General features: G+C 32.3%; 2 protein-coding genes and 1 pseudogene. All 3 read left to right on the top strand.

All coding sequences use genetic code 11. The features are described from left to right. On the top strand, nucleotides 1-394 hold a 394-nt coding region (locus HG1285_RS01460), incomplete at its 5' end, for a vitamin B12 dependent-methionine synthase activation domain-containing protein (protein WP_008289391.1). A gap of 12 nt (nucleotides 395-406) precedes the next feature. Then, nucleotides 407-961: an O-acetyl-ADP-ribose deacetylase gene (locus HG1285_RS01465; RefSeq protein WP_008289390.1), complete on the top strand. Its 555-nt coding sequence runs from the start codon at nucleotides 407-409 to the stop codon at nucleotides 959-961. Next, a pseudogene (locus HG1285_RS01470) lies at nucleotides 958-1,392 on the top strand (hypothetical protein); the annotation flags it as partial. The gene HG1285_RS01465 and the pseudogene HG1285_RS01470, both read left to right, overlap by 4 nt.

Raw genomic sequence — 1,392 nt, 5'->3', positions numbered from 1 at the left:
TTCTGCAGGAACAAAGCTATCCAAGTATGCAGAAAAGCTTTATAAAGAAGGAAAATATAAAGAGTATTACCTTGTTCATGGGCTTGGCGTAGAACTTGCCGAAGCACTGGCTGAAATAGTCCATAAAAAAGTTAGAATAGAGCTGGGGATAGCAAAAGATGAAGGACAGTCTCTAAAAGATGTGAACTGGCAGATTAAGAAGTATCAGGGAGCAAGATACTCTCCAGGATATCCAGCCTGCCCAGACTTAGAACTTAACGAACCGATTTTTGAGCTTTTAAAACCAGAAGAATTTGGAATAACCCTTTCAGAAACTTACCAGATACATCCGGAGCAGTCAACAGACGCTATAATTGTTTATCATCCAGAGGCAACATATTTTTCAATAGAGTAAAATATTAAAACTGTGGAAAAGAAAATAAACGATGCAATTTTAAGCTTAAAAATAGGAGATATAACGGAAGAGAAAGTTGATGCGGTAGTTAATGCTGCAAATCCTACTCTCATGGGAGGTGGAGGAGTTGATGGGGCTATTCATTCTAAAGGTGGGTCTAAAATTCTTGAAGAATGTAAAAAAATAAGACAGACACTTTATCCAGAAGGACTTCCATTTGGAGAGGCTGTAATAACAACATCGGGAAAACTTCCTGCAAAATGTGTTATACATACTGTGGGACCAATATGCAGTGGGAAATGGGACAATGAAAAAGAAAAACTTTTATACAATGCATATTATAACTCTTTAAAACTTGCTAAAGAAAAAGGATTAAAAACTATTGCATTTCCTTTTATCAGTGCAGGTGCTTATGGATGTCCCAAAGATAAAGCTTCACAAACTGCCGTTAGAGCAGTTATTGATTTTTTAAAAAAAGAAAATTCACTGAAAGAAGTAAGATTTGTTTTATTTTCTGAGAACGATTATAAAATCTTTAAAGAAAATCTGAAAAATATAAAAGAATGAGCATAGATATAATAATAGCAGTTGTAATTTTTTTAGCTGTAGGAGTTTACATTCTAATACGATATATTGAAGAAAAGAAAAAATATCAGAAAAATTATGTTCCGATGCTTTTATCCTATCTTGAAAAATACCAGCAAGAGAGAGAAGAATTTAAAGAAAGAGCACAAAATTTCAAAGAAAAGATTAAACAAGCTGAAGAAAATTTAAAAAAGATAAAAGAAAACATAAAAAACTACCAGTGGAAAAAAAGGGATATAGAAAGATTAAAGCAGCTAAAAGGAACAGAGCTTGAGACAGTTTTCACAGGAATCCTTGAAATCTTAGGATATAAAATTACAGAGCCTGCAATTTATAAAGACTGCAATATTGATTTTATAATAAACCTTGAAGATAAAATATATGCATTGATTTTGTTGACTTTAAAAAGCAAA

It is taken from the genome of Hydrogenivirga sp. 128-5-R1-1 (assembly GCF_000171895.1).
This window is presented reverse-complemented; position numbering and strand designations above follow the sequence as displayed.